Below are 21,327 nucleotides of genomic sequence, written 5' to 3'. Positions count from 1 at the left end.
GTGCTGAAACTCTGGGACCCGATCCTTAGCGACCTGGCCGCCGAGCCGGTCGACCTGACGCCGCGCCGCTTCGGCCTTGTCACCGCCTGCGACGGCGGCTTGCTGGAAGTCAGCGGCCTGTCGGTGCCGGTCGGCGCGATGTGCCGCGTCGGCCATGGCCGGGGCAAGACCCTTTCCGCCGAAGTCATCGGCTTTCGCAACGGCAAGACGATGATGATGTTGCTGGGCGACACGATCATGCTGCGCCCCGGTGCGCGCGTGTGCCCCGAAGGCCGCCCCGGCATGCTGCCGGTGGGCGATGCCTTCCTCGGCCGCGCCGTCGATGGCGAGGGCCTGCCGATCGACGGCGGCCTGCCCATCCATACCCGCACCGAATGGCCCGCGGGCGGCGTGCGCACCTCGGCGCTCGACCGCAGCCCGGTGCGCGAATGCTTCGATACCGGCGTGCGCTCGCTCAATGCGCTCACCACTTTCGGCATCGGCCAGCGCATCGGCGTCATGGCCGGATCGGGCGTCGGCAAGTCGGTGCTGATCGACATGATTGCGCGCGGCGCGACGGCGGACGTGATCATCGTCGGCCTGATCGGCGAGCGCGCCCGCGAAGTTTCCGACTTCGTCGAGCGGCACATGAATGCCGAGAAGAAGGACAAGACCGTGGTCGTCGCCGTGCCGGCCGACCATGCGCCGAACCTGCGCCTGCGCGGCGCAATGCTCGCCACCTCGATGGCCGAGCACTTCCGCGCACAGGGCAAGCGCGTCCTGCTCATCCTCGACAGCCTTACCCGCGTGGCCCACGCCGCGCGCGAGATCGGCCTGCTGCTGGGCGAACCCGGCGCGGCGCGTGGCTATCCGCCATCTGCTCTGGCCACGATCACCAAGCTCGTCGAACGCGCCGGCAACTCGGCCGCCAGCAAGGGTTCGATCACCGGACTCTACACGGTGCTGGCCGACGGCGACAACCAGGACGACCCGGTCGTCGATACCGCGCGCTCGATCCTCGACGGTCACATCGTGCTGTCGCGCGATCTCGCCCAGCGCGGGCAATATCCGGCCGTCGACATCGCCGCTTCGCTCAGCCGCGTGATGAACGACATCGTCTCGTCCGGACACCAGCAACTCGCCCGCCAGTTCCGCGCGCTCATCGCCAGCTACGAGGCGAACCGCGACCTCGTGCTGATGGGTGCCTATCGTGCCGGGGCCGACCCGCAGCTCGACAAGGCGATCGCGATGCACGAACTGCTCACCGCTTTCCTGTGCCAGCAGGCCGGGGAAGTGATCGACCTTTCCGACAGCGGCGCCCAGCTTGCTGCTCTGCTGGGATGAGATTGCCGGCTCCTCCTGTCCCCTGCCGTGAGGCAAGGCCATGAAGGAAGAGCGCAAGCGGCTTGCGCGCCTCAAGCGGCTCGAGAAGATCCGCGCCATCGCCAAGCAGACCGCCGCGATGGAGTCCGCGCAGGCGGAAAGCACGCTCACGCAATTGCGCGCGCTGTCCGACCGCACCCGGCAGATGGCGAGCGACTACGCCAGCCGCCGCGAAATGACCGACGGCGGCTCGCTCCACCAGGTCGGGCGCTTCGTCAGTGGGCTGCAGGCCCTAACCAAGACCACCGACGGCGACGCCCTGCGCGCGCAGTCGATCGCCGATGCCAAGCAGCGCCTCCTCGTCGAGGCGGAACGGCGGCGCGCCGCCATCGAGGAACGCGCCCTGCTGCAGGAACGCATGATCGCCAAGGCCGGGCAGACGCCGGCTCTTGGCAGCAGAAAGGGATCTGGCACGGATCTTGAATAGTACCTTGCATGGTTAACCATGAGGTCCATCAAGGCATGATCCAGTTCTCGGCCCCGTCGATTTCCGCGAACGCTGCCCCGGCCAGCGGCACCGCGCCGTCGGCCACGGGCAATGGCGCCGAAACCGCCGATTTCGCTGCGCTTCTGGGCGCATCGGAAGCCCCTGCCGCGGGAGCTGCCATTGACGTCAAGCCTGCCACAACCGAGCTGACCGCCGCGCTCGCCGTTGAGGTCGCTACGACGACCGGCAAAAGCGGCAATGCAACCGGCAACGAAAGCGGCAAGGAAAGCGGCAAGGAATTGCCGGTTGCCGCAATTGCCGCTGCCGCCGTTTCCGCCCTCATCAAGGATACCAAGCCTACCGCCGACACTGCGGCCGAAGGCAAGGCACCGACCAACGAAGCTCCCGACGAAGAAGCGACTTCAGACCAGGCAGACGTGCCCATCGCGGCTGCCAATCCCGTCCTGCCGCTTGTCGTCCCACCGCTGCCCGGTACTGACACTCCCGTCGAATTCCGGGCAGCGGTTCCAGATACCGCCGCCGGCCGCACCGCTGCCGTCCCTGTCCCCGTCGCGAAGGCTACCGCCGCTACCGCCGCAGCAGTCGTCCAGGGCGAGAGCGCCAAGACCCTGCCGGAAGCGGCAGCTCTGGTGGCCAAGGCCATGACCGCCAGCGGCGGTGCACCGGCGCAGGTCCTGCAGGCCAAGCTGGCGCCGATCGTGACCGCCGATGCACCCGAGGCCGGCAAGACTGCAACCGCCCCGGCAGAGCTGAGCCCGGCCGCCGCGCTCATGGCCCGCATCGACACGGCCAAGGCCGCCGCAAACCGCCCCGCTACCGAAGCCGTGGCCCAGGCAGTGCCTGCAGCTACCGAAGCCGTGGCCCTGGCAATACCTGCAGCCCGCCCCGCTACCGAAGCCGTGGCCCAGGCAGTACCCGCGGGCCGTGCCGCCCCCGAAGTAAAGGCCAAGGCAGGGGACAAGGCCGAAGCCGCCACCGATCTAGCCAGCGATACGGCCCTGCCGGCAGCGCGCGCGACCGCGCAGCCCGTCGTGACCGTGACTCCGGCGCAAACCGCAAGCGCGCCTGCCGCAGCGACCGCCGCCGCAGCGGCCCCGGTAGCGCACGAACGGCCGCACGATTTCACAACGCTGGTCGACCGCCTATCCGAAGCGCGCGAGGCCGCTTCGCCGCAGGTCGTGCGCACCGCGATCAATCATGCCGAGTTCGGCCAGATCTCGATGCAGTTCCGCCCGGACGACGCGAAGATGAGCGTGACGCTCGCCAATGCCGATCCCGGCTTCACGTCTGCGGTTCATTCCGCCGTCGCCGCAACGCTCGCCGGCAATGCAGCAGGCAATGGCGACCAGCAGCGCAGCGACAGCCAGCAGGCCCAGCAACAGCAGCAGGCGACCACCCAGCAACAATCCGCAGCGTCGGGCAACGGACAGGGCCAGGGGCAAGGCCAGCAGCAGGCTGCCCAGGCCCGCGCCGAGCAGGGCGAACGCAACTTTCACCGTGCGCAGACCGCTTCGGCCAGCGCGCAGCAGGACAGCCGGAAGGCGTCCGACGGGGCCGCCAATGGCCCTCGGCGTAGCGGCATCTACGCCTGACATCTGACTATTCGGGGAACTTTGAGATGAGCAAATCCGGCAAGGAAGAGAAGCCCACCAAGAGCAAGGGCAAACTCGGCATCATCCTTGGCGCCGTGGGCCTGCTGGCTGTCGGCGGCGGCGGCATGTTCGGCCTGGTACAGGCCGGCGTAATCGGCGGCGGCCATCAGGAGGCCAAGCAGGACAACAATCCCAAGCTGATCCGCAAGGGCGAAGTCGATCCCTACGCGCCGGTCGGCGACAAGAAGGAAGAAGGCGCCACCGCTGAAGTCGATGGCGAAGGCGGCGACGAATATCGCACCGCCTACTACACCTTCTCCGAGGAATTCACTTCGAACCTCAAGAACTCGGACGCGATGGTGCAGATGGCCCTGGCCTGCTCCACCCGCCGCGATGGCCGTGTGCTGATGTGGCTGAAGAAGCACGAACTGGCAATCCGCTCGCAGCTACTCACCATCATCGCCGATACGCCTGAAGAGGACGTCTACACGATGGCCGGCAAGGGCCACCTGCAGAAGCGCATGACCGACGCGATCAACAAGGTCCTCACCCAGAAGGAAGGCTTCGGCGGTGTCGATGCCGTCTACTTCCGCAGCTTCATCGTCCAGTGATCCAGCGATGACTTCCGCCCGATTCCAAGGAACAGAGCGCATGAAGGCCCGCCACTGCAAGGAACTACTGGGCACCGGTCCGTCGATCGGCGAACTGGTCCCGGCCCTCTCGCTGATCGGCGAGCGGCTTGCCCGGGCGCTGGCCTCGGGTCTCGCCCGCCTATCCGGCGGCGATGCCCCGATCGTGCGCGTCGGCATGCCGCTCGACGGCACGCTCGGTTCGATCCAGTCGGAACTGGAAGGCCTTGCCTCGCACACGCTCCTTGCAGTGGGCCCGGAAGCCCGGCCGCTGCTGGCCGTGTTCGAAGCCGCGCCCGTCTTCCGCCTTGTCGATCGCGCCTTCGGCGGCCGCGGCGACGTGCCCAACCCGCTGCCCGATACTTTCCCGCTTTCCGCCGAACTGCTGATCGCGCGCATCGAGACGACCGTCGCCGATGCGCTTTCGATCGCTTTCGGCGGTGAAGCCAAGCACGCGGTGCGCACCGTGCGCCGCGAGATCAGCCTGCGTCAGCTCGCGCCCTTCGACCGCAACGAGGAGTTGCTGCTGCTTTCGCTCGAAGTCGAGGAAAACGGTTGCGAGCCCTGGTCGATGCTGCTGGCTTTCCCGCAGGCGACGCTTTCGGCCCTCGTCACCGTCCCGCGCCACCCGCGCAAGGCGCGCATGATGAATGTCGCTCCCGATCCTGCGGCTGAGCCCTTTGCCTCGATGCCACTGCAGGTGAAGGCCGTCCTCGTCGACATGACGATGGGCTTTTCGCGCCTGTCCAGCCTCAAGCCCGGCGACATCCTGCCGGTGGCGGTAGCCCGCAGCGTTCCTCTCAAGGTCGGCGACCAGACCGTCGCCAACGGCACCATCGGTGAACTCGACGATCGCGTCGCGGTTCAGGTTTCCCACGCATTCTGACTACGAAAGACGATCAACCATGAGCATTCATCCCCGCGGTTTCGATTTTCTTCGCGACGTCGACGTCCGGCTCTCGGTCGAACTGGGCCGCACCGAAATGAAGCTGAAGGACATCCTCGCCCTCGGCCCTGAAAGCGTCGTCGTGCTCGACCGCATGTCCGACGAGCTGCTCGACGTACTGGTCAACGGCAAGCCGATCGCCAAGGGCGAAGTCATCTCGCACAACGGTCGCTTCGGCCTGCGCATCGTCGAGATGGTCGGCATGGAGGAAACCGCCGGCGAGAACGCCATTCCGCTGCCCGGCGGCGCGGAGGGCTGACGCTCCATGCTTTGGTACATCCTCAAGCTGATCATCCTGCTGCCCATGATCGGCTTCATCGCCTGGGGCTGCCTCAAGCTGGCGAAGAAGATGCAGGAGAAGGCCGGGATCGGCGGCGGTTCGAAGTCGATCCGCATCGTCGAGACCACCATGCTCTCGCCCACGCTCAAGCTTGCGGTGATCGAATTCCACGGACGCGAGATCCTCGTCTCGGCTTCGCGCGGCGGCCTCACCCGCCTCGCCGAAGCTCCGGCGCGTCCCCGCACTGCGGAAAGCCTGCCCGAATGAAGCGCATCGTTTCCCTGATCGCCGCCCTGCCGGCGCTATTGCTGCCCGCAGTGGCCTTCGCGCAGGTCCAGGCCCAGTCGCTTCCGGCGGCAGCACCGGCATCGGACTCGGCGATCCCCGGCGCGCTCGACCGCGCCTTCGGCTCGCTGGGCGGTACCGAGGGTCCGGGCATGAGCCTTTCGCTCCAGCTGCTCCTGATCATGGGGCTGCTGACGATCCTGCCCAGCCTGATCCTTATGATGACCAGTTTCACCCGCATCCTGGTGGTGCTGGCGATCCTGCGCCAGGCCATGGGCCTGCAGCAGTCGCCGCCCAACCAGGTGCTGATCGGCCTGTCGCTGTTCCTCTCGCTCTTCGTCATGGCGCCCACGCTGGAACGCGTGAACGCCAGCGCCATCGCGCCCTACTCCGCCGGTACGATCAATGCCGAGCAGGCGATCGCCAACGGCGGCAAGGAATTCCACGCCTTCATGATCCGCCAGACGCGTGAGCGCGATCTGACCATGTTCGCCGAGATGGCCAATGCGCCGCGTTTCGCGAAGCCGGCCGACGTGCCCTTCTCGATTCTGCTGCCCGCCTTCGTCACCAGCGAACTGAAGACCGCCTTCCAGATCGGCTTCATGCTGTTTCTGCCGTTCCTCGTGATCGACCTCGTCGTCTCCTCCGTCCTCATGTCGCTGGGCATGATGATGATGAGCCCGATGGTGGTATCGCTGCCTTTCAAGCTGCTGCTCTTCGTCATGGTCGACGGCTGGGCGCTGCTGATGGGCTCGCTGGCCTCCAGCTTCGGGTAACGCAGGCGATGGAAGACATCACCAACCTGCTCAGCCTGGCCGACAAGATGCTTTGGGTGACGGCGCTCGTCGCCGCGCCGGTGCTGATCGCCTCTCTCGTCGTCGGCCTCGCGGTCGGCGTCGTGCAGGCCGCCACCTCGGTCAACGAGCAGACCCTGACCTTCGTCCCCAAGCTGGCCATCACCGCCCTCGTGCTGGTGCTGTTCGGCAGCTCGATGATGACGCTGATCGGCGACTTCACGCAGGAGATATTCGCCCAGATCGCGAACATCTCGCAGGCGGAGCGCGTCCTGCCGTGATGAACCTCGACTTCGGTTTCGGCGCGCTTGAACAGGACTTCTGGCGGCTGCTCTTCGTGATGACCCGCATCGGCGCGGCGCTTGTCGCCGCCCCGCTGTTCGGGACCGCGAGCGTGCCGCCCCAGCTTCGCGTCGTCGCAGCCGGAGCCGTTGCCGTCCTGATCTGCACCTGGACCGACGTTCAGGCTCCCGCAGCCCTGTTCTCGCTGGCAGGATTGGTCTCGGTCGCCGGCGAAGTGCTGGTCGGCCTTTCTCTCGGCTTCATCCTGCAGATCGCATTCGCCGCTCCGGTTCTTGCCGCAGAAATCGTCGGCGGCTCGATGGGCATGAGCATGGCCACTGCGGTCGATCCCAACTCGGGGGCGCAGTCGCCTGCGCTCGGCCAGTACTTCTCGGTGGTCATAACCCTGGTCTTCCTCGCACTGGGCGCCCACCTGCAGTGGTTCTCGCTGGTGATCCAGAGCTACAAGACCTTCCCGCCGGGCCACACCTGGCTCGGTGCCGAGCGTCTGTCCGACATCGCCGATTTCGCCAGCTACATGTTCGTCACCGCCGTCACCATCGCCCTGCCCGTCAGCCTGATCCTGCTGATCGTGCAGATGGTCACCGGCGTGCTGAGCCGCTCGGCACCTTCGCTCAATCTCTTCGCACTGGGCCTGCCCGCCGGCGTTCTTGCCGGAATTGCCGCCCTGCTGATTTCCGCCCCGGTCCTCACCGACCTCGTCACCCGCATTTCCGCCGATGCCATCGGCGCTACTTCGGACCTGCTGAAGCCATGAGCGAACAGAGCGGCGAAAAGAGCTTTGCGCCAACAGAGAAGCGCAAACGCGACGCAGCCCAGAAGGGCGACGTCCTTCGCTCGCGCGAGCTGGCAACGGCTGGTGCCGTCGCTGTCGGCGCGACATGGATGCTGGCCGCGGGACCGTGGGTTCTGGAGCGCCTGAGCGAGACGCTGCGCGCGGGCTTCATCTGGGACCGCGCCGCGATCGACGATTTCGAGCCGGGCCAGCTGATCGTCTCGGCGGCGATGTCCGCGCTGCCCCCGGTATTCCTGCTGGGCCTTGCGATCATCGCGGTGTCGCTGATCTCGCAGCTCGGCTTCGGCGAAGGGCGCTGGATCGGCGGCAACATGGCACCCAAGGCTTCGCGCATCAATCCGATGTCCGGCCTCAAGCGCATGTTCGGCCCGAACGGCGCGATCGAACTGGCCAAGGGCATCGGCAAGGTCAGCCTGCTGGGCACGATCGCTTATGTCTGGGCCAACGACAACATCGAGACGATCGCCAAGCTCGGCCGCGGCGACCTGTTCGGGCAGCTTTCCTACGCGTGGCATGGCGTGATCGTGCTGCTTTTCTGGCTTGCCGGCGGCCTTTTCGTGATCGCCCTTATCGACGTGCCGGTGCAGATGGTGCGCCGCCTCTCGCGCCTGAAGATGACGCTTCAGGAAATGCGCGACGAAAGCAAGGAAAGCGAAGGCTCGCCCGAGAAGAAGGCGGCGATCAAGAATGCCCAGCGCAAGATCGCCATGGGCGGCCTGATCCCGGCGATGAAGGAAGCGCAGTTCATCATCACCAACCCGACGCACTTCTCGATCGCGCTCACATACGATCCGGAAAAGGCCCATGCCCCGATCGTGCTCGCCAAGGGCCGCGGCGACAAGGCGCTGGCCATGCGCGAACTGGCCGCCGAGTACAAGGTGCCGGTGCTGGAGTATCCCGCACTCGCCCGCTCGGTGTACTACACCACCCGCGAACGCCAGGTGATCCGCGAGGAACACTACGCCGCGGTCGCCTCGATCCTCGCCTTCGTCATGTCGCTCAAGCGCGGCGAGAAGCGCGTGCGCCCCGAAGTCTCGGTGCCGGTCACGCTGCGCTTCGACGCCGACGGCAATCTCGACCCGGCTTCGGTGCACTGATCGTGGCAAACCCGGAAAAAACCGTTTCCAACCCCTTAAGCCCGGCCCCGAATGGCCGTCCTAGAGGCATATGGTAGACAGCACATCATCGAGCACATCGGCGACCTCATCGCTGATTTCGGCCATCGGCGGTGGCAGCGGGATCGACTTCGGGGCGCTCGCGGAGAACCTCGCCAAGGCGCAGTTTGCCGCACGCAAGGACCAGCTCGCGGTCAAGTCCGACAAGCTGGACGCCAGGATTTCCGCGGCATCGAACATCAAGTCGATGCTGCTCAACCTCGACACCTCGCTCGGTACGCTGGTGCGCTCGGGCGACCTCGCCCGCACGCCCTCGATCGCCAATGCCTCTGTCGCCACAGCGTCGCTGACCGGCTCGGCGCAGCCCACCGGCACGTTCTCGCTCGAAGTCACCCAGCTTGCTTCGGGCCAGCGCATCGCGTCGCAGGCCTATGGCGCATCCACCGATACGGTGGGCTCGGGCACCCTGAAGCTGCGCTTCGGCACGGTTGCCGGCGGTGCCTTCACCGAAGACACCGGCCATGCCGCGGTCGACATCACGATTGCGGCTGGCGCAACGCTGGCTGACGTCGCCTCCGCGATCAACGGTGCCAACTCCGGTGTGACCGCCTATGTCGCGAATACCGTGAACGGCGCCCAGCTCGTGCTGCGCGGCCCCGAAGGCGCGGCCAACGGCTTCGTGCTGGAGGCAACCGAGGATGCCGCCGACCCCGGCCTTTCGAACCTAGCCTGGAACCCGTCCTCGACCAATGGCCAGCTTCTGGCGACCGCGCAGGACGCCAAGCTGAAGATCGACGGCCTCGACGTCACATCTTCCTCGAACGCGGTCTCCGAAGCCATCCCGGGCGTGAAGCTGATGCTCGGCGCCACCAACGTCGGCGCCCCGACGACCGTGTCTTTCAAGGACCCCACGGACGTCATCCAGTCGGCCATGAGCGACTTCACCAGCGCCCTGAACGAATTGATGGCCGAACTGAACAAGGCGACGTCAATCGGCGGAGACCTGGCCAACGACGGCGGCGCCCGCGCGCTCAAGCGCTCGCTCTCGGAATTGGCCGGCACGACGATCATGCCCGGCGCGACCGGCCTGGCGAAAACGCTCTCCGATCTCGGCCTGAAGACCCAACGCGACGGCACCTTCTCACTCGATGCCGAACGGTTCAAGGCGACGCTGGCCGCCGACCAGGACGGCGTCGTAGCCATGTTCACGAACGGCATCAACGGCGTCTACGCGACGTTCGACGGCATCTACCGCAAGGCGACCAGCATCTCCGATCCGGGCTCGCTCGGCGCGTCGATCTCGCGCATGACGACGCAGCTTTCGGACGTGAAGGAAACCATCTCCGACCTCGCCACCAAGCAGGAAGAACTGCGCGCGCGCATGGTGGCCCGCTTCGCCGGCACCGAGACTCGCATCAGCCAGTCGAAGTCGACCCTTTCCTTCCTCCAGGGCCAGATCGCGATCTGGAACAACTCCAAGAACTAAGAACCGTCATGCTGGCCCACCGATCCCCTCACGAAGCCTACCGCCGCGTCGATTTCGACGCCCGCGTCAAGGGCGCCACGCCGAGCGAACTGGTCCACTTGTGCTACGAGCATCTCGTCAGCGCGCTGGGCACGGCGATCCACGCCAATTTCAACGGCGACAACAGCCTCAAGAGCCGTTCGATGACCCGTGCGCTCACCGCCGTCACTGCATTGCAGCTTGGCGTCTCGGGCGAGAGCGACATGGCTGCGGCGCTCAACCATCTCTACGAGTCGGCACGCCGAACGCTGCTGGACAATGCCGTGAACTTCAATCCGCAAACGATCGACACGCTGCGCACCGATTTCATGGAAATCGGGCAGGCGCTGCAGGCAGGCTGAGCAGGGCAACAGCCGAGATCGCACGGTTTCGGTTGCCCTCACCTTAGCGTTTCTCCTCTGCGGGAAACAACAAGCCCAAATCTCCTCGAAATCGGTGGCATCGTCCCACCCGTGCCCTGCGACTGCGCGTAAACCCCTAAGGGCAAACCGGTGGGGAGACTGCAGTGGAACGCATTTCCAACCTGATCCTGATCGACGGCGACACCCGCCGTCGCGCCACGATCAGCCATGCCCTTTCAACAGCCCAGATCCATGTCGAACCGTTCGAGAACATCTCGGAACTGGGCGCCGCATGGCCCCGCGGGGGCGTCGTCCTCCTGCACGAACAGGCCGGGGCCATTTCCAGCCTGATCGAACAGATGGCAAGGCACGGCGAATGGTTCCCGATCATCGCCTTCAGCGAATTTCCTTCGCCGCCGCGGATCGTCCAGGCCGTACTCGACGGGGCGATCGACTATGTCGGCTGGCCGATCACGGCAGATGAACTGAACGCCTCACTCGACCGCGCGATCCGGCGCACGGATGCCTTCGGCCACGCCAAGCTGCGCGAAGTGATGGCCCGGGCACGGATCGACCGACTGAGCCGCCGCGAAAGGGAAGTGCTGAGCGGTGTGGCGAGCGGGCTGTCCAACCGGCTGATCGGCGAAAGGCTCTCGATCAGTCCACGCACGGTAGAGATTCACCGTGCCAACATGCTGACCAAGCTTGGCGCCAGCCATACCTCCGACGCCATCCGCATCGCCATAGAGGCAGCCCTGATCAAGTAGGGTACGGCGCCCGATGGCTACCGGTCAGTGGAGGCGCGCGGCGGGCGGGACTTCGATGGTTTCCAGATCCTGCCCGTCGAATTCCAGACGCGCAAGCAACAGGGAAACATGCGCCGCCAGCAGGGCAAGCGCGACGGTCGCGCCTTCGGAAATCATTTCCTCGGACTCATCGTCCATGACGACCGTGGCCAGACAAGAACCGCTGCCGCCGCGCGACAGCATGAAGGCGATATCCGGCCCCAGTATCGCCAGTACGGCGCTTTCCGCTGCGCCGCTGGCCAGCATCGCCTCGATCGCGTTGAGATCGAGTTCGTGTTTCATCCCCAGCGGCGTTCCCTGCAGCAGCAGTCCAGCCTCGCGAATGCGATCGCTCTCCTCAGCTGCGTCGCTGCCGACGCAGTCGTTCAGGAAATCCCGAAGTCTGGCCGTCCAGACTTCCCAATCCATTGTCCGATCAATCACTGTGCCCGACCCGTTTTGCCATCGCCCCGCACCCGCCAGACGACATGAAGGGCCGACTGTCAATCCGCAGATTCCGCGCAACATAAGGCGCCGTCCCACCTTGCTACAGCATGACTGCACAAGGTGAAGCAGCGATTCACGTCTTACGTGGGGTAGGATTGCATCAACGCGCAGCGGCGTTGGCCACGCGGGCGCGCTCCTCGAACCACGGCACCATGCGCTCGATCGCTTCCTCAACCAGCGGCGTGGAGACCGCAAAGCTGAAGCGCATGAAACGATGACCGTCGACCGGGTCGAAATCGATGCCCGGCGCCGTCGCAACACCGGTATCGCGCAGCAATTGCTGGCAGAGGGCCAGGCAATCGTCGGTCAGATGACTGACATCGGCATAGATGTAGAAGGCCCCGTCGGGCGGCGCGATCTTCTGCAGCCCCAGGCGTGGCAGCGCCGCCAGCAGGAGTTCCCGGTTGCGGGCATAGACCTCGACATGACCCTCCAATTCCTCCCGGCAATCGAAGGCAACCAGCCCTGCGTGCTGGGCAAGGACCGAGGGCGTCAGGAACAGGTTCGACATCCGCGCCCGCGCAACCCCGACGAGATTGGGCGGAACGAGCAGCCAGCCCAGCCGCCATCCGGCCATCGAGTAGTACTTGGAGAAGCTGTTCACCACGACGGCGTCCGGCGCGTATTGCAGCATCGACTGCGCGGACTGGGTGTAGCTCAGCCCGTGGTAGATCTCGTCCGAAACGATCCGGATGCCCTTGCGACGGCAGACTTCGGCTATCGCCGCCAGTTCGCCGGGCGCAATGATCGTGCCGGTTGGATTGGCCGGGCTGGCAACGATCAGACCGTCCGGCACCGGGTCCAGTGCATCGAGCGCGGCTGCCGTGATCTGGTAGCGCTCGGCCGGGCCGCAGGCGACTTCGACCGGCTCGAGATAGAGCGTCTTCAGGGTATTGCGGTAGGCCACGTACCCCGGCCGGGCGAGCGCGACACGCGCGCCCGGCTCGAACAGGCTGGTGAGCGCGAGAACGAAGGCAGGGGAAGCCCCGCAGGTCAGGATCACCTGCTCCCGGTCGACCTTGACATCATAGGCATCGTCGTAATGGCGGGCGATGCGATCGAGCAGGGCGATGTTCTCCCAGTACCCGCCAGGCTCGCTGTCCAGCACCTCGTGTGCCTTGGCGATGGCCGCGGCCGGCGCGCCGGTGGAAGGCTGGCCATATTCCATGTGGATGACATCGCGGCCGCCTTCGGCAAGCTCGTAGGCAAGGCGGCCGATCGCCATGGCGTGGAAGGGTTCGACTTTTGCAACCATGTGCGGTTGCTAGGCTTGCTGCCCCGCTTGCACAAGCGCGAGCCCAAAAACCTTGGTTCGGTGCCCTACGATATACTTCGATGGTAGTACCAACCTACCTTCTCAGATCCGATAAATTGCTGGATTTCAGAGATAAGTTGAAACGGCGTCACTCATACAAGTTAGTCAGAGCACGAAACGGCGTTTCGCATCATGTTGATGGCGGGCAAGCGGAGGTTACGGCGAACCGGCCGCTTGCCGCTTGATTGACGGGGCCATGATGATCTTACGCTTTCTACGCGACCGAACGGCAGGATCGGCGGCCGAGTACGCCCTGCTGCTGGCGATGGCCGGCGGCGGCATCGCGATCGCAGCACTAGCGCTGAGCGGGTCCATCAACCTTGCCATGGCCGATGGCGCCAGTTCGGTAGCCAACGGCGGCAGTACTTCCGGGGGCGGCGGATCTTCGGGCGGTTCGGGCGCAAGCTCGACCGGCGGTAGTTCATCGGGCGGCACGTCCTCGGGAGGTTCGAGCGGGAGCAGCTCCAGCAGCGGTTCATCCGGCGGATCGAATGGTGGCAGCAGTTCGGGGGGAAGCAGCTCGGGCGGCTCCAGCTCTTCCAGCGGAGGCACGACGACCGGAGGTTCGACCAGCACTGGAGGATCGACCTCCGGCAACACCACGACGTCCAGCAGCAGCACCACATCCGGAGGCACGACCGGAGGCGGGACCAGCACGGGTGGTGGCACCGGCAGTTCCTCGGGCAGCAGCACTTCCGGCGGGGTTACCCTGCCGCCGGGATGCAAGAACGGCAACGGCAAGAAAGACTGTCCGACGACCTGACGCCCCCGTACGCTTCGTCCTGACGCGCGGGCTCAGTGCCGCTCGATGGTAATGTGCCGCAGTTCGTGCACCGGTTGCAGGCGACGGCGCAATTCCGCGGTATCGACCCGCTCCTCTTGCACGGAAACGCCGAGGATGGCGGCATGGGCGTCGGGCCCGACGCGCCAGACATGCAGGTCGCAGATCACCGCATCTCCCGGAGCTTCCACCAGTTCGCGCACTTCCGCCGCCACATGATCGTCGGTGCGGTCGAGCAGGACGAAAGCGGTGTCGCGCATGAGCGTCCACGACCAGCGGGCAATCACCAGCGCTCCGACGAGGCCCATGACCGGATCGAGCCAGACCCAGCCGAGATAGCGCCCGGACAGCAAGGCCGCGATGGCCAGCACCGAAGTCAGCGCATCGGCAAGGACATGCATGTAGGCGGAGCGCAGGTTGTTGTCCCCGTGTCCGTGACCATGGTGATGCCCGTGGCCGTGATGATGACCGTGGTTGTGATGATGGCCGTGGTCGTGCCCGTGGTCGTGCCCGTGGTGGTGATGGCCCGAAAGCAGCACGGCGCTGACGATGTTCACGGCCAGACCGATCACCGCGATCACGGTCGCCTCACCGAAGGCAACGCGCACCGGGCTGAGCAGGCGCATGAAGGATTCGAAACCGATACCCAACGCAAAGATCGCCAGCACCAGCGCCGATGCGAACCCGGCCAGATCCCCGACCTTGCCCGTCCCGAAGCTGAAAGCCGGATTGCGCTTGTGGCGGCGGGCGTAGGAATAGGCCATCGCCGCGACACTGAGCGCGCCCGCGTGGGTCGCCATGTGGAAGCCGTCGGCCAGCAGGGCCATCGATCCGGTCAGGTATCCGGCAACGATCTCGCCCACCATCATGACGGCGGTCAGTGCCACGACCCACAGCGTGCGCCGCGCATTGGCATCGTGCGACGCGCCGAGGAAGTCGTGATCGTGAATGAAGCGGTCTATTTCCGGCTGGCTCGCCATGTTCGGCAGTCTTTCTATTTCGCGTAGCGCCGGATCGCCGCGAGCAGGGCTTCGGCCCCGGCTTCGCGCTCGTCCTGCGAGAGTTCGGGAGCGGCGACATGCTCGTTCACGTGCGCCTCGATCAGTTCGTCGATGAGACCGTTCAGCGCGCCGCGCACCGCGGCGGCCAGATGCAGGGTCTTGGTGCAGTCCTCGCCGCCAACCAGCGCGCGCTCCACGGCCTGAAGCTGGCCGATGAGGCGGCGCACACGCATGACAAGGGCGTCGTTGTTGCCGGAGAGATGTCCCATAGGGTACCCCCCTACCCTATAGAATGGCGATTCGGCAAGGTCGCCCAATACGCGACGGAGCAAGGGGCAAGTCGACAGGCGCGCATGGCTTGGGCATTATGCCGCCATCTAGGGGTCGATGCAGGAACCGCCGTGGCTCGGCGGCGTAGCGGCTCGCCATACGAACTGGGGTCATCGATGCCGCAATTGTCCGACCTGGACCACCACCTTCCCGCACCCCTGGCCGAGGCCGTTGCGCCAGTGGCGCGCCTTGCGCAGTTCAAGGCCGGGCAGACCGTCATGGGCCACCAGGACGAGACTTCCGACGTCTTCGTCATCCTAGAAGGCACGCTGCGGATCGAACTGCTTTCGCAGAACGGCCGCGAGATCACGCTCAGCGATGCCGGCCCCGGTGCGCTTGTCGGGGAATTCGCCGCGCTCGACGACCAGCCGCGCTCGGCAACGGTCATGGCCACCACCAAGGCCAGCCTGGCGCGCATTCCCGGCGCGGCCTTTCGCGAAGCGGCGCTCGCCCATCCGGAATCGGCGGAGTGGCTGACCCGGCGCCTGGTGCGGATACTGCGTCAGCTCAACGAACGGATCTTCGAACTCAATGCCCTCGCCGTACGCAGTCGCCTCCACTGCGAACTGCTGCGTTTCTGCCTCGATACGGGTTTCGAGGGCAACGAGGCGACGATCACGCCCTCGCCCACCCACGCCGAACTGGCCAACCGCATCGGCACCCACCGCGAGGCCGTGACGCGCGAACTGCGCTACCTTGCCGAACAGGGCATCACGTCCAGTACCGGGCGCAAGCTGATCGTCTGCGACATTGCCCGCTTGGCGGAAATCGTGCGCGCCGCGGCCGGGGACGTCGAACTGATCCAGCGGGCCAACCAGGCGGGCATCGGCCGCGGCACGGCCTGACTTTCCACCCTGAAAGCCATCCAATCGGGGCTTAGTGGTAAAAGTCACATCAGCCCTGTGACCTAGGTCACGGCGCCCGGCCCCCAATCAGGGTTAACAGGTTCTTGTCCGGAGCGTGCGACCCCGCTTTCGGATGCGACCGGAAGCCAGTGGGAGGCTTGCATGCGACCTTCGGTCTCCCCCTTCCATCCGGAATCACTCGCAGACTAAGGCGGCAGCCGGGCCCGCATACCTCGAGCCAATCCCTAACACGGCTGCCGCCACTTTTCCCGTCCATGAAGATATGAAGAGATGGCCCTTCCCGACGATGCCGGTAGGGGTGCCGACAAGATCGAGAAGGGCCGGTAGACCCGCCACTACGGGTCTATGCGATCGGAGGCGATCGCAAGGCGTTCCTCCCTGAAAGCCTGTGCCGGAGCGACCTGAGTGCGGAACATGTCGCTCCGGCGGAGCCTCCCCTTTCAGGGCGACCCCCAGGATTCACCTGTCAACTCGTGCCTCGACAGGTGGTACCCAACAGCTCTTGTTCTTGTCCGAAACCCGAAGTGCCTGCGGTCGCTGCGCAAACAGCCAGCCGAAGAAATCGTGCCGCGCATCGCCGCTGGCCCATGCACTGCGCCGGGCGAGCGCGGCCAAGGCGCTGCCTCTTGTCAACCGATCGGTTCCCGACTTGGGATCAATACAGGACATGACCAGCGCCTTCTTTCACTGGCCGGTCTGCTCCCACCATCCGCAGTCGCGGCACAGCTGATAGGCAAACAATTTAGCACGATACGCGAAAATGCGTATAATTTTTTGCTAAGCTAAACAAGCAATAAGCAAAATGTACTCAATATCATCTTGCTCATTACTTACCGCGCTGCAGCAAGAGCCTTCTGGCGGCGGCGCTGAACCGAACTGCCCAGCCCGATAGCTTCACGGTACTTCGCGACCGTTCGCCTTGCCAGTGCGAATCCCTTGCCGTTGAGCAGGTCGACCAGCGCATCGTCGGACAGGATCGCCTTGGGATCCTCGGCATCGATCAACTGCTTGATGGCGGCCTTCACCGCCTCTGCCGAAGCCGCGCCCTCTCCGCCCGCGGCACTGACGCCGGAGCTGAAGAAAAACTTCAGCTCGTAAGTCCCGCGCGGACAATTGAGGAACTTGTTCGAAGTCACGCGACTGACGGTCGATTCATGCATGCCGATCGCTTCTGCCACGGCGCGCAGGGTCAGCGGCTTGAGCTGCGAGACGCCGTGGCGGAAGAAGCCGTCCTGCTGCTTCACCAGTTCGCTCGCCACCTTGAGGATCGTCTTCTGCCGCTGGTCGAGCGCCTTGATCAGCCAGTTGGCATCCGCGAGCTTTTCGGAGAGCCACGCGCGCGACGTCTTGTCCTCGCAAGTGCCCTTGAGTTCAACGTAATAGCCGCGGTTGACGATCAGGCGCGGCAAGGTCGCCTGGTTGAGCGCGATGTCCCAGCCCCCGTCGCTGCGCGGCGTCACGAGGATGTCCGGCGTGACGGCCCCGCTCGCCTCCCCGCCGAAGCGCGCGCCCGGCTTGGGATCGTAGTTGCGCAGTTCGGCTAGCATGTCGGCGAAATCCTCGTCGTCGACACCGCACATGCGCTTGAGCCGGGCCAGTTCGCCCTTGGCGACGAGGTCGAGGTTCTCGATCAGGCGCGCCATGCACGGATCGTAGCGGTCCGCCTCGCGCGCCTGCAGGGCGATGCACTCCGACAGCGAGCGCGCACCCACGCCGGTGGGGTCCAGCGACTGGACAAGGATCAGCGCGTCCTCGACCGCATCCTCGGACACGCCGAGATCGGCCGCCATTTCGGCAAGGCCGGCATGGAGATAGCCGGCATCGTCGAGCAGGCCAATGATGTAGCGTGCAATGCCCGCTTCGACGGGATTGAACGCTTCGGGCCCCACTTGCGCCTGCAGGTGTTCTGCAAGGGACTCCGCGCCCCCGGCGTGATCCTCGATACCGGGCCCGGCCTCGCCGCCGGCCATGCGGAATTCGCTGGCCCAGTTGTCGCCGCCGCTGCCAGCCGAGTAGGCCGCCAGTTCGCCGTCACCTGTATCGCGATCTCTGTCGAGCGATCCGGCGTCGATGTCGAGCGGCCGGTCGTCGCTTGCCCGCCCTTCCCCTATCAACTGGTCGACGGGGGAGCCTTCCAGCGTCGTTCGCCGGGCTTCCTCGGGCATTTCCAAGGCTTCGCCCACGGGCGCTGCCGGTTCTGCACCGACGTCGAGCAGGGGATTGGCGTCGAGCGCCTCGCCAATGAAGGTTTCGACTTCGAGATTGGACAGCGCCAGCAGCTTGATCGCCTGCTGGAGTTGCGGCGTCATGACCAGCGACTGGCTTTGCCTCAGGTCTAGCCGGGGCCCCAGCGCCATGCGTCAGTATTCCTGGGCGTCAGGCCTCACAGCGTGAAACCCTCGCCGAGATAGAGCCTGCGCACGTTCTCGTCGGCCACCAGCGCTTCGGGGCTGCCCGCGAAGAGCACCTGTCCGCCGTAGATGATGCAGGCGCGATCGACGATGTCGAGCGTTTCGCGCACGTTGTGGTCGGTGATGAGAACGCCGATTCCGCGAGTCTTGAGGTCTTTCACGAGATCGCGGATGTCCGCGATCGACAGCGGGTCGATGCCCGCGAAAGGCTCGTCAAGCAACATGATCGACGGCTTCGCGGCAAGGGCCCGGGCAATTTCGCAGCGGCGGCGCTCACCGCCCGACAGGGCCATGGCTGGGCTCGAACGCAGGCGCGTCAGGCCGAATTCGTCGAGCAGGCGTTCCAGTTCCCCATCGCGCACGTCCCTGTCCGGCTCGTTGAGTTCCAGCACGGCGCTGATGTTCTGTTCAACGGTCATGCCCCGGAAGATCGAGGTTTCCTGCGGTAGATAGCCCAGGCCAAGGATCGCGCGGCGGTACATCGGCAAGCGGGTGACGTCGACGCCATCCATGAGGATGCGGCCCGAATCCGGCCGCACCAGTCCCATGATCGAATAGAAGCAGGTGGTCTTGCCCGCGCCGTTTGGACCGAGCAGGCCCAGCACTTCGCCTTTCGCCACCGAAAGCGAGATGTCGGTAAGGACCGCGCGCTTGTCGTAGCTCTTGGCGATGGAGATGACTTCGAGCCCGCCGCGTTCGGCGACCGCGGCCGAAGCGGCGGCCGCACTGGAGCTCTGATCCTGCGAAAGTTCGGTCGTTTCCGTCATTGGTTACCGCGTTAACGCAGGCGACCGGGCAACGGCAAGTCGGCATTTTGCCTTCAAGGCCCAGATTGGCAGGTTTCGTGCATGTACCTGATTACCCGGCGCTGTTTACCGATCGCCCTCGGGCTACCGCCCATCCGCATCAACAGACCTTGCCGGAAATTTCGTCAAACTTGATCTTCCCGCAATTTGATGATCTAGTCTTGATGGGATTGAAGGGGAAGTGCTGCTGGATGGTTAAGACCACTCGACATCGGGCCGTCATGACTCCGGTCACCGGGCATCTGGTGGACTGGCGCAAGAAGATGAGCGACCACATCGCTTACGCCCTGCTGGTCTATACCGCCTTGCAGATTTTCGTGACGATCGGTGCCCTGAAGTCGCATGGCAGTTCGCTGCTGCCCTATCTTGCGCTGATCATCCTCGTCATCGCCATTATCCCGGCCTGCCGCCGCTTCGAAGCGCGCTGGAATCGTCTGACCGACGAACAGGCGCACGATCCGGGCATGGCGCCCTATTACCGGCGTGATCGCCTGGTGCTCTGGGCCATGGCCATCGGCCTGCCTTTCGTACTGACGGGACTGTTCAAGGGCCTCGCCCTGATCTTCGCCTGAGCGAGGCTGCGATCGGGGTTCTGCACCCCGGCCAGCCGACAGATCATGCATCTCGCATTTGCCCTCGGCCCGCGCGGCGACTAGGGCTGCCCTCAGCGCGGACCGGCTTTCGCGCGGTTCAAGGGAGTTGCGAAGTCCAATGCTCAATCCGGAACAGGCCAAGGAACGCGCGCAGGACCTGGTTGCGCGTGCCCGCCGCGCAGGCGCCGACGCCGCCGATGCCGTCTATGGCGCCAGTTCCTCGGAAGGCATCCAGATCCGCCTGGGCAAGCTCGAGGATGTGGAGCGTTCGGAAAGCGAGCATATCTCGCTGCGCGTGTTCAGCGGCACCCGTTCGGCCAGCATCGGTTCGTCCGACCTGTCGGACATCGCGCTGGACGAACTGGCCGCGCGCGCGATCGACATGGCCCGCGCGGCGCCGGAAGACGCCTATGCCGGTCTGGCGCCCGAGGAACTGCTGACCCACGGCCCCTTCCCCGAACTGGACCTGATCGATCCTGCCGAACCCAGCCCGCAGGCCCTGCGCGAACGCGCCGAGGAAGCCGAGGACGCGGCCCGGGCCGTGCAAGGGGTGACCAATTCGGACGGCGCCTCGGCCAGTGCCGGCTTCGGCATCTTCGCACTGGCGACCAGCCATGGTTTTGCCGGCGCCTATGGCGCGTCCAGCCACTCCACCAGCGCTTCGGTCGTTGCCGGTGAAGGCGCGGGCAAGCAGCGCGACAGTGCCTGGCGTCAGACGCATCACGTGGAGGACCTTCCGAGCGCGCGCGAAATCGGTGAACTGGCCGGAACCCGTGCGGTCGCCCGCCTCGAACCGGGCAAGGTGAAGAGCGGGCCGATGCCGGTCCTGTTCGATCCGCGAGTCTCGGGTACGCTGGTCGGCCATCTGATCGGCGCCATGTCGGGTAGCGCGATCGCCCGCCGCTCCAGCTTCCTGCTCGACCGGCTCGGGGAACAGATCTTCGCACCGGGCACCGCGATCGCCGAAGATCCGCACCGGCCCCGCGGCCTGCGCGCCCGCCCCTTCGACGGCGAGGGACTGGCGACGCGCGCGCGCAATCTCGTGGAAGACGGGAAAATCACCGGTTGGCTGCTCGACTGTGCTGCGGCCCGCCAACTCGGCCTCGAACCGACCGGCCACGCCTCGCGCGGGGGCGGCGGCGCACCGGGAATCTCGGTGGGCAATATCCACCTCGAACCCGGCCCGCTCTCGCCTGCCGAGCTGATGGCGGACATCGCCGACGGCATCTACGTGACCGAACTGATCGGGCAGGGCGTGAACGGAGTAACGGGAGACTACAGCCGAGGCGCTTCGGGCTTCCGCATCGTCAACGGCGAGCTGGCCGGGCCGGTCGCCGAATTCACCATTGCCGGCAACCTGCTCAAGATGTTCGCGCAGATGACCCCGGCCAGCGACCTAGAATGGCACCGCGCGATCAACGTGCCGACGCTGCGCGTCGACGGCATGACCATCGCCGGAAACTGATGGAAGAACGTCCCTGCGCCGCGCCCGTAGGAAGGGAGCGCGGCGCAGGGT

The 21,327-nt window shown here is 65.6% G+C and carries 24 protein-coding genes; 17 read left to right on the top strand and 7 right to left on the bottom strand.

Annotation, left to right across the window (positions count from 1 at the left end):
* The 14 genes from B5483_RS08945 (at window position 1) to B5483_RS08880 (ending at window position 11,183) form a co-directional block, all read left to right on the top strand.
* Entirely contained in the window at window positions 1-1,323 is a 1,323-nt protein-coding gene (locus B5483_RS08945) for a FliI/YscN family ATPase (protein ID WP_054945480.1), read from the top strand.
* A 40-nt stretch (window positions 1,324-1,363) separates the two neighbouring features.
* Window positions 1,364-1,789, top strand: a complete 426-nt coding sequence (locus B5483_RS08940; RefSeq protein ID WP_054945479.1) for a hypothetical protein — start codon at window positions 1,364-1,366, stop codon at window positions 1,787-1,789.
* A 35-nt stretch (window positions 1,790-1,824) separates the two neighbouring features.
* Window positions 1,825-3,402, top strand: coding sequence for a hypothetical protein (locus B5483_RS08935; RefSeq protein ID WP_245828896.1), 1,578 nt, complete (start codon window positions 1,825-1,827; stop codon window positions 3,400-3,402).
* A 26-nt stretch (window positions 3,403-3,428) separates the two neighbouring features.
* Window positions 3,429-4,013 (top strand): flagellar basal body-associated FliL family protein, encoded by a 585-nt coding sequence (locus B5483_RS08930; RefSeq protein ID WP_054945477.1) that lies wholly within the window; start codon window positions 3,429-3,431, stop codon window positions 4,011-4,013.
* Between the two features lie 40 nt (window positions 4,014-4,053).
* Window positions 4,054-4,917 carry a FliM/FliN family flagellar motor switch protein gene (locus tag B5483_RS08925; protein ID WP_079730098.1) on the top strand — a complete coding sequence of 288 codons (864 nt, stop codon included), beginning with the start codon at window positions 4,054-4,056 and terminating at the stop codon, window positions 4,915-4,917.
* Between the two features lie 19 nt (window positions 4,918-4,936).
* Complete coding sequence (gene fliN, locus B5483_RS08920) at window positions 4,937-5,236, top strand: flagellar motor switch protein FliN (RefSeq protein ID WP_079730097.1); 300 nt, start codon at window positions 4,937-4,939, stop codon at window positions 5,234-5,236.
* 6 nt (window positions 5,237-5,242) lie between these two features.
* Window positions 5,243-5,524, top strand: a complete 282-nt coding sequence (locus B5483_RS08915; RefSeq protein ID WP_054945474.1) for a flagellar biosynthetic protein FliO — start codon at window positions 5,243-5,245, stop codon at window positions 5,522-5,524.
* Entirely contained in the window at window positions 5,521-6,318 is a 798-nt protein-coding gene (gene fliP / locus B5483_RS08910) for a flagellar type III secretion system pore protein FliP (RefSeq protein ID WP_054945473.1), read from the top strand. Before B5483_RS08915 ends, fliP begins: the two co-directional genes overlap by 4 nt.
* A gap of 8 nt (window positions 6,319-6,326) precedes the next feature.
* On the top strand, window positions 6,327-6,617 hold the full coding sequence (locus B5483_RS08905) for a flagellar biosynthetic protein FliQ (protein ID WP_054945472.1): 291 nt from the start codon (window positions 6,327-6,329) through the stop codon (window positions 6,615-6,617).
* Window positions 6,617-7,396, top strand: coding sequence for a flagellar biosynthetic protein FliR (fliR, locus tag B5483_RS08900; protein ID WP_176167987.1), 780 nt, complete (start codon window positions 6,617-6,619; stop codon window positions 7,394-7,396). The genes B5483_RS08905 and fliR overlap by 1 nt, the downstream gene beginning before the upstream one ends.
* Window positions 7,393-8,532 carry an EscU/YscU/HrcU family type III secretion system export apparatus switch protein gene (locus tag B5483_RS08895; RefSeq protein WP_054945470.1) on the top strand — a complete coding sequence of 380 codons (1,140 nt, stop codon included), beginning with the start codon at window positions 7,393-7,395 and terminating at the stop codon, window positions 8,530-8,532. Before fliR ends, B5483_RS08895 begins: the two co-directional genes overlap by 4 nt.
* 70 nt (window positions 8,533-8,602) lie before the next feature.
* The gene (gene fliD, locus B5483_RS08890) at window positions 8,603-10,036 is read left to right on the top strand and encodes a flagellar filament capping protein FliD (RefSeq protein ID WP_054945469.1); all 1,434 of its coding nucleotides are present in this window, start codon (window positions 8,603-8,605) and stop codon (window positions 10,034-10,036) included.
* Window positions 10,037-10,044: 8 nt separating this feature from the next.
* Complete coding sequence (locus tag B5483_RS08885) at window positions 10,045-10,416, top strand: flagellar export chaperone FliS (protein WP_079730095.1); 372 nt, start codon at window positions 10,045-10,047, stop codon at window positions 10,414-10,416.
* Between the two features lie 164 nt (window positions 10,417-10,580).
* Entirely contained in the window at window positions 10,581-11,183 is a 603-nt protein-coding gene (locus B5483_RS08880) for a response regulator transcription factor (RefSeq protein ID WP_054945467.1), read from the top strand.
* Window positions 11,184-11,207: 24 nt separating this feature from the next.
* On the opposite strand, the gene B5483_RS08875 is transcribed toward B5483_RS08880, so the two are convergent.
* The 5 genes from B5483_RS08875 to B5483_RS08855 form a co-directional block, all read right to left on the bottom strand.
* Complete coding sequence (locus tag B5483_RS08875) at window positions 11,208-11,630, bottom strand: hypothetical protein (protein ID WP_054945466.1); 423 nt, start codon at window positions 11,628-11,630, stop codon at window positions 11,208-11,210.
* Between the two features lie 178 nt (window positions 11,631-11,808).
* Entirely contained in the window at window positions 11,809-12,963 is a 1,155-nt protein-coding gene (locus tag B5483_RS08870) for an aminotransferase class I/II-fold pyridoxal phosphate-dependent enzyme (protein WP_079730094.1), read from the bottom strand.
* A 216-nt stretch (window positions 12,964-13,179) separates the two neighbouring features.
* Complete coding sequence (locus B5483_RS23165) at window positions 13,180-13,764, bottom strand: hypothetical protein (RefSeq protein ID WP_176167986.1); 585 nt, start codon at window positions 13,762-13,764, stop codon at window positions 13,180-13,182.
* Between the two features lie 54 nt (window positions 13,765-13,818).
* The gene (gene dmeF / locus B5483_RS08860; protein WP_079730092.1) at window positions 13,819-14,784 is read right to left on the bottom strand and encodes a CDF family Co(II)/Ni(II) efflux transporter DmeF; all 966 of its coding nucleotides are present in this window, start codon (window positions 14,782-14,784) and stop codon (window positions 13,819-13,821) included.
* 14 nt (window positions 14,785-14,798) lie between these two features.
* Window positions 14,799-15,074 (bottom strand): metal/formaldehyde-sensitive transcriptional repressor, encoded by a 276-nt coding sequence (locus B5483_RS08855; RefSeq protein ID WP_054945462.1) that lies wholly within the window; start codon window positions 15,072-15,074, stop codon window positions 14,799-14,801.
* A 132-nt stretch (window positions 15,075-15,206) separates the two neighbouring features.
* On the opposite strand from B5483_RS08855, the gene B5483_RS08850 reads away from it, so the two are divergent.
* On the top strand, window positions 15,207-15,980 hold the full coding sequence (locus tag B5483_RS08850) for a Crp/Fnr family transcriptional regulator (RefSeq protein ID WP_245828895.1): 774 nt from the start codon (window positions 15,207-15,209) through the stop codon (window positions 15,978-15,980).
* Window positions 15,981-16,831: 851 nt separating this feature from the next.
* On the opposite strand, the gene rpoN is transcribed toward B5483_RS08850, so the two are convergent.
* Entirely contained in the window at window positions 16,832-18,358 is a 1,527-nt protein-coding gene (rpoN, locus tag B5483_RS08845) for an RNA polymerase factor sigma-54 (protein WP_054945460.1), read from the bottom strand.
* A 26-nt stretch (window positions 18,359-18,384) separates the two neighbouring features.
* Complete coding sequence (gene lptB / locus B5483_RS08840; protein WP_054945459.1) at window positions 18,385-19,179, bottom strand: LPS export ABC transporter ATP-binding protein; 795 nt, start codon at window positions 19,177-19,179, stop codon at window positions 18,385-18,387.
* A gap of 230 nt (window positions 19,180-19,409) precedes the next feature.
* Here lptB and B5483_RS08835 point away from each other — a divergent pair, with 230 nt between their 5' ends.
* Both B5483_RS08835 and B5483_RS08830 read left to right on the top strand, forming a co-directional pair.
* Window positions 19,410-19,790, top strand: coding sequence for a hypothetical protein (locus B5483_RS08835; protein ID WP_231634578.1), 381 nt, complete (start codon window positions 19,410-19,412; stop codon window positions 19,788-19,790).
* A gap of 139 nt (window positions 19,791-19,929) precedes the next feature.
* Complete coding sequence (locus tag B5483_RS08830; RefSeq protein WP_054945458.1) at window positions 19,930-21,276, top strand: TldD/PmbA family protein; 1,347 nt, start codon at window positions 19,930-19,932, stop codon at window positions 21,274-21,276.
* Window positions 21,277-21,327: the final 51 nt, after the last annotated feature.

The organism is Novosphingobium mathurense (assembly GCF_900168325.1).
In the GTDB taxonomy this organism is placed as follows: domain Bacteria; phylum Pseudomonadota; class Alphaproteobacteria; order Sphingomonadales; family Sphingomonadaceae; genus Novosphingobium; species Novosphingobium mathurense.
Note: the sequence above shows the minus strand (reverse complement) of the source record. Positions and strands in the feature narration are given on the sequence as shown.